3 protein-coding genes are annotated in these 7136 nt (G+C 73.6%); 1 reads left to right on the top strand and 2 read right to left on the bottom strand.

The window, feature by feature from the left end; genetic code table 11:
* On the bottom strand, positions 1 to 1076 hold a 1076-nt coding region (locus AC08OP_RS17310; protein ID WP_476615141.1), incomplete at its 3' end, for a toll/interleukin-1 receptor domain-containing protein.
* 31 nt (positions 1077 to 1107) lie between these two features.
* The gene (gene hrpA, locus AC08OP_RS17305; protein WP_476615142.1) at positions 1108 to 5214 is read right to left on the bottom strand and encodes an ATP-dependent RNA helicase HrpA; all 4107 of its coding nucleotides are present in this window, start codon (positions 5212 to 5214) and stop codon (positions 1108 to 1110) included.
* 502 nt (positions 5215 to 5716) lie between these two features.
* On the opposite strand from hrpA, the gene AC08OP_RS17300 reads away from it, so the two are divergent.
* Positions 5717 to 7136: sensor histidine kinase (locus AC08OP_RS17300; protein WP_476615140.1), on the top strand; the 1420-nt coding region annotated here is incomplete at its 3' end.

Genomic DNA, 7136 nt, shown 5'->3' with positions numbered 1-7136 from the left:
GGGGTGCGGCCGGTGCTGATGCGGTGGGCGGCCTGGTCGAGGGCGAGCGGGTGGTCCCCGAGCCGCTCGGCGATCCGGTCGGCGACCGTCCGTTCGACGGCGGGCAGCCGGCCGGCGAGCAGGGTGACGGACTCGGCCCGGTCCATCGGTCCGACCGGCACGACCGGGCCGAGATGGTCCCAGCCGGGGTTGCGGGAGGTCAGCAGCAGCCGGCCGGGTTCGGCGGGCCGCAGCCAGTCCGGCAGCGTGTCGGCGTCGGCGGCGTCGTCGAGCACGATCAGCCAGCGGCCGTCGGCCCGGCCGAGGTTCGCGATCACGGCGGCCGGTTCCGCGTGGCCGGGCAGGCCCACCGCCGGGGCGAGCTCGCGTACCCGCTCGCCGATCAGCTCGGGGCGTTCCGCCGGCACCCACCACACGGCGTCGAGATCCGCCCGGTGCTGGCGGGCGTACTCGGTGACCAGGCTGGTCTTCCCGATCCCCGCGATTCCCGTCACGGTGACCAGCGGCGAGCGGGACAGCGCCTCGTCGAGACGGGCGAGCGCGGCCGTCCGGCCGACGAACCGGGCCGGCTGGTCCGGCACGTTCCACACCGCCGGCAGCTCCGGCGGGAAGATCCCCCGCCGGCCGGGGAAGCCCGGCGGCTGTTCCGGCTGTGGCCGGTCGCCACGCAGGGCCGCGAGCAGGCTGGCCCGGACGGCGATCTCGCTGCGGTCGAACAGGTCGACCGGGACGAGCTGGCCGAGCAGACCGGGCAGCGGCCGGTCCGCCACCCTGGTCACCAGCAGCCGGCGTTCGCCTCCGGTCGGGTCGGCCGACCACGCCGCCGCCCATTCGGCGACCGCGGGCGAGGAGCGCAGGTAGCCGTCGGAGACCACCGCGACCGTGTGCCGGGCCTGGCTCACCGCCCGGTCCAGCCACCCCACCCGGTGCGTCCCCGCCGGCGCCCAGGACTCAAGCAGGACCTGGTAGCCGGCATCCTCCAACGTCCCGGCGATCCATTCGGCCCAGGCCCGCCCGTCGTCCGCGTACGACACGAAACAGTCGGGAGCGCCGTGCCCATCGCCCCCGCCGGTCACCGTCCCAGCATGGCATAGTCACCGAAACGGATTAACCGAGGATGGCGTCGATCGCTCGGTAGACGCGTTCCTCGGAAACCGGGTACGGGGTGCGCAGGCTCTGCGCGAACAGGCTCACCCGCAGCTCCTCGATCATCCAGCGGAGGCGCCGGATCTCGGGCGCCGGCTCCCGGCCGGCGGGGACGGTGGCGAGCAGCTCCCGATAGGCGTCCTGGACGCGCCCGACGGTCGCGGTGTTGAGCCTGTCCCGCCCGGGATCGCGGGGCAGCCGCTCCAGCCGCCGTTCCAGCGCGGTCAGGTAGCGGACGAGGTCCGCCAGCCGGTCGGCCCCGGTGTCGGTGACGAATCCCCGGTAGATCAACGAGGTAAGCTGGTCGCGCGCGTCGGCCACCGACGCCGCCACCGCCGGGGCACGCAGCTCGCGCAGCGCCAGATCGACCGCGTGGGCGAGGCCGAGCACCTGCTGAACCTCGCGGACCACCTCGAAGGCGGTCTCGGGCAGTCCCGCGCGTACCGCGGCGAGCAGCGCGGTGAAGCCCGCTTCGTCCCAGGCGGGCCCGCCGGCTGCGGCGATCAACCGGTCGGCGGCGGCCCGCACGCAGTCGTCCAGCAGGTCGGCGGCGTCGCGGTGCGGGTTGTGGCTCAGGGCCAGCTTCGCGGCGTTCGACAGCCGGGCGTTGAGGCCGCGCACCGGGGAGGGGACGCCCAGCAGCACCAGGCGCCGGGTGCCGGCCCACATCAGCTGGCGCTGTTCGGCCTCGGTGTCGGCGGCCCGCACCGCGACCGAACCGCCCTCGTCAACCAGCGCCGGGAACGCCTTCACCACGTGGCCGCCTACCGCGTTGCCGCCCACCGCGTTGCCGCCGCGGCGCAGCTCGACGACCTTCGGCAGGGTGCCGAGGTCCCCCCACGCCCGCAGGCCGGCCCGCTCGAGGCCGTCCGCCGCGGCGGCGACGGCCTCCCGGGTCCTCGGGCGCAGCCGCTCCTTGATGGCGTCGAGGTCCTTGCCCTCGGCCAGCACCCGCCCGCCGGCGTCCTCCACCCGGAAGGTGAACCGCAGGTGATCCGGCACACCCGCCAGCGACCAGGAGTCGCGCGGGATCTCCGGCCCGCCCATCCGGCGCAGCTCGTGTTCCACCGCGGTGAGCAGGGGCACCTGGCGTGGCGTGATGTTCGCCAGGACCGCCTTGGCGTAGTTCGGCGCCGGGACGAAGCTGCGCCGCACCGCTTTCGGCAGCGCCCGGATGAGGGCGGTGACGAGCTCCTCGCGCAGCCCCGGCACCTGCCATTCGAAGCCCTCGGCGCCGACCTGGTTCAGCACGGCCAGCGGGATGTGCACGGTGACCCCGTCGGCCGCCGAGCCCGGTTCGAACTGGTAGCTCAGCGGCAGCGCGAGGTCGCCCGCCTGCCAGACGTCGGGGTAGTCGGCCTCGGTGATTCCCTCGGCGCCCGCGGAGACGAGCATCGAGCGCGGGAAGTCGAGCAGGTCCGGGGTCGTCCGGCGCGCCTTGCGCCACCAAGCGTCGAAGTGCCGGGCGGACACAATATCCGCGGGGATGCGCTCGTCGTAGAAATGGAACAGCGTCTCGTCGTCGACGACGATGTCGCGCCGCCGGGCCCGGTGCTCCAGCTCCTCGACGTCGGCGAGCAGCTCCCGGTTGGCGTGGAAGAAGGCGTGGCGGGTCTGCCAGTCACCCTCGACCAGCGCGTGCCGGAGAAACAGCTCCCGGCACAGGACCGGGTCGACCCGGCTGTACTGGACCGGCCGGGAGGCGACGATCGTCACCCCGTACAGGGTCACCTTCTCGTCGGCGAGCACCGCGCCCTGCCGGCGCGACCAGCGCGGCTCGCTGTACGTGCGATGCACCAGGTGGGCGGCGAGCGGCTCGATCCAGTCCGGGTCGATCCGCGCGGCGGTGCGGCCCCACAGCCGGGAGGTCTCCACCAGCTCGGCGGCCATCACCCAGGCGGGTGGTCCGGACGGCCGCTTCGGCGCGTCCTCGCCCGCCGGGTCCCCCGGGTCCGCCAGCGCGGCTGTCGGGTCCGCCGACGTGGCTGCCGGCCCGGTGCGCTCGGCGCGGTTCGACCGCCGGGCCAGGGCGGAGCCCGGCCAGAGCGCGAAGCGGCCGCCGCGGGCGCCGGCGTACTCCCGGCGCTCCGGGTCGTAACGACCAATATGCGACAGCAGCCCGGTCAGCAGGGCTCGGTGCACGGCCCGTGGATCGGCCCGTGGATCGGCCGCGCCGGAGCTATCGTCCCGGGGGGCGAGCCCCAGGCCGCGGGCCACCGCGGCGAGCTGGCCGTGCACGTCTTGCCATTCCCGGATGCGCAGGTAGTTGAGGAACTCCGTGCGGCACATCCGCCGGAACTGGTTGGCCGACAGCTCGCCGCGGGCGTCGCGCAGGTAGTTCCACAGGTTCAGGTAAGCCAGGAAGTCCGAGGTCGGGTCCGCGAACCGGGCGTGGCGGGCGTCGGCCGCCTGCTGGTGCTCGACCGGGCGCTCCCGGGGATCCTGGATCGCGAGCGCGGCGGCGATGACGAGCACCTCGCGCAGGCAGCCCTGCTCGTCGGCGGCGAGCACCATGCGGGCCAGCCGGGGATCCACCGGGATCTGCGCCAGCCGCCGGCCGAGGGGAGTGATCCGGTGGCGGGGATCGGCCGCGGTGGCGTCGAACGCTCCCAACTCGGCGAGGAGTAGTTCGCCGTCGCTGATCTGGCGGGGGTCGGGTGGATCGAGGAACCCGAACGTGGCCATCTCGCCGAGGCCGAGGTCGGCCATCCGCAGGATGACCGAGGCCAGGTTCGTCCGCAGGATCTCCGGATCGGTGAACTCCGGCCGGCCGGCGAAGTCCTCCTCGCTGTAGAGGCGGATGCAGATGCCGTCGGCGGTCCGCCCGCAGCGCCCCTTGCGCTGGTTGGCGGAGGCCTGTGAGATCGGTTCGATGGGCAGCCGTTGCACCTTGGTGCGGTGGCTGTAGCGGGAGATCCGCGCGGTGCCCGGGTCGATCACATAATGGATCCCCGGCACGGTCAGCGAGGTCTCGGCGACGTTGGTGGCCAGGATCACCCGCCGTCCGGTGTGCGGCTGGAACACCCGGTGCTGCTCGCCGGCGGACAGGCGGGCGTAGAGCGGCACGATCTCGGTGTTCGGCCGCTGCTCGCGGGTGAGTGCCTCGGCGGTGTCGCGGATCTCCCGTTCGCCGCTGAGGAACACCAGGATGTCGCCCGGGCCCTCCGCGCACAGCTCGTCGACCGCCTCGCTGATGGCCTGGGTCTGGTCGCGCTCGACCTCGCCGTTCTCCCTGCCGGTCCTCCGCCCGTCGGCCGGGCCGCTGGCCGATCCGCTGGCCGATCCGCTGGCCGGGCCGTCGGCCGGGCCGTCGGCCGCCGGGACGAGTGGGCGGTAGCGGACCTCGACCGGATAGGTGCGCCCGGACACCTCGATGACCGGGGCGTCCGCGAAGTGGGCGGAGAACCGGGCCGTCTCGATCGTCGCGGAGGTGATGACAATCTTGAGATCCGGCCGGCGGGGGAGCAACGACCGCAGGTAGCCGAGGATAAAGTCGATGTTGAGGCTGCGCTCGTGCGCCTCGTCGATGATGAGCGTGTCGTAGCGGCGCAGCTGGCGATCGGAGGAGATCTCGGCCAGCAGGATGCCGTCCGTCATGAGCTTGACCAGCGTGTTCTCGTGCACCTGGTCGGTGAACCGGGTCTGGTAGCCGACGACGCCGCCCGCCTGGGGAGCCGGGGTGCGCAGTTCCTCCGCGAGGCGGTCGGCGACGGTACGCGCGGCGATTCGGCGCGGCTGGGTGTGCCCGATCATCGCCCGGATCCCGCGGCCGAGCTCCAGGCAGATCTTCGGTAGCTGGGTGGTCTTGCCGGAGCCGGTCTCCCCGGCGACGACGACCACCTGGTGATCCCGGATCGCGGCGAGGATCTTGTCCTTGCGCTGGGTGACCGGAAGGATGTCGGGGTAGTCGAGCGTCGGGACGCTGGCCCGGCGCCGCTCCACCTGCAGCGCCGCCCGGTCCACCTCGGCGGCGATGGCCTGTAGGGCCCGCTGGCGCGCGGCGGGCTCGCGGGTGCGCCGGCTCTCGGCGAGCCGTCGGCCCAGCCGATGGGCGTCGCGAGGAGACAACCCGGTCAGCCGCGCGGACAGCTCCGCCGGTGGTACTGGGCCTGCCGGTGGTGACGGCTGCGGCTGCGGCTGCGGCTGCGGCGTGGGCGGCCTGGGCGGCGTGGCGGGAGGATTCAAGAGCTGCCTTTCCACACGTCGTCAAGCCTAGGACACAGCTGTCCCGGCGGCGTTGCGTTCCTCCGGCCCGTCGGGCGGTGGCGGTGACTCTTCGGTCAGCGAATTTTGGGGACCTGAGCACGGTCTGCGGTCCCTGGACCGTGACTAGCTCCCCCGACTGGGAGGTCGGGCCGTCCCGCTACCTTTTCGACGGATGAGCGGTCCGACGGATGAGAGGCGAGCCGGTCCTTTGCGGACCAAGGCGAGGCGCCGCCGGTAGCCTGCCAACGGCCCGCCCGGTCGGCGGTGGGTCGCTGCTCGACGCCGTCGCGGCCTCTATGCCGTCGCAAGCTTGTCGTCGACAGGAACCTCGATGCTGAGGGGACAGAGCCATCATGATGATGAGGTGCGAAGTCGGCCCCTACCCTGGTCCGGGCGACCTCCCCGGGCCGCGCAGGGCGTGACTGCCGACGGGCGGGAGGCGGCCTCGCCCGGGGTGCGGGAGCCGGTCCCGTGCGGGGTGCGCGAGGCAGTCCCGCTCGCGGCGCCGGCCTCCTCCGCCGCCACGGGCACCGCCGCTACCGCCTCCGTGGGCACGGTGACCGCCTTCGGGGAGGGCACGCTCGAGCTGGGCCGAGCCTCCGTCGAGTTGGGCCGGGCTTACCAGGCGCTGGAACAGGTCATGGGGCGCGTCCTCGTTACTCTGCGGGCGGTCGCGGTCCTGCTGACGGTGTGTTACGTCGCGGTCTGGCGCTGGTACGACCACAGGCCGGCGGCGATGGCCGTCGCGGGGCTGACGGTCATCGGCGGTCTCGTCTTCTGCGTCGTCGGCCTGCGACGCGGGATCCGTCGATCGATGACCACCAGCACGGTCGCGATGTCGACGGTCCTCGCCCTGACGGCCTCGTCCTGGTTGCCGCCCGCTTCGGTGGGGGACAGCGGGAACTTCGTCTTCCTGACCGCCATCAACGCCGGGATCGTGACGGTCTGGACATTTCCGACGGCCGTCGCGTCGGTCCTGCTCCTGACGCTGTGCGGCGCCACTCTCGTAGGCGGCTGGGGCCACAACCCCCAGGTCTTCTCTCAGACCGCCATGCTGCTGATCATTCCCGGTCTACTCGGGCTGGCGATCGGTCGACTGCGCCGGATCGCCCGTACGGCCGACCAGCGCTGGGCGAACGTTGTGGCCCGGCACCGCAGCGAGGCGGTGGTCCTCGCCGTCGCCCGCGACCGCCGGGAACGGGAGCGAGTCATCCACGACACGGTGCTGAACACCCTGACCGGCATCGCCTGGGGCGGGGGACGGGACGTGGAACTCACCCGGCGTCGATGTGCGCAGAGCCTCACCGCCGTGCGCGGCCTGCTCGACCGGGACGACGAGGCCGGTCCGCCGATCGGCGATCGGTTGGCCGAGGCCGTCCGCGACGCCGCTCGACGGGGGCTGCAGGTCAGCCTCGAGGACCGGCGTCTCCCAGCCGTCGCGGGGGAACCTCCCGGTGAGCCCCCGGCCGTGGTTGTGGAGGCCTTCGTTGGAGCGGTCGGCGAGGCGCTGGTCAACGTGGAACGGCACTCCGGCACCCGGCGTGCCTCGCTGCTCCTCGCCGGTGGCCCGGGCCTGCTCATCGTGACGGTGTCCGACGCCGGGTGCGGCTTCGACCCGCAGCGGGTCGACCCCGCCCGGCTCGGGCTGCGCGAGTCCATTGTCGGACGGCTGGTGGACGTCGCCGGGACCGCCCGCATCGACGCGCGCCCGGGGCAGGGCACCGTTGTGGAACTGCAGTGGCGCGCCCCGGACGCGACGACGGGGCACGTGACGCGACCACAGC

This window comes from Frankia sp. CeRuru1, from assembly GCF_977966315.1.
This window is presented reverse-complemented; position numbering and strand designations above follow the sequence as displayed.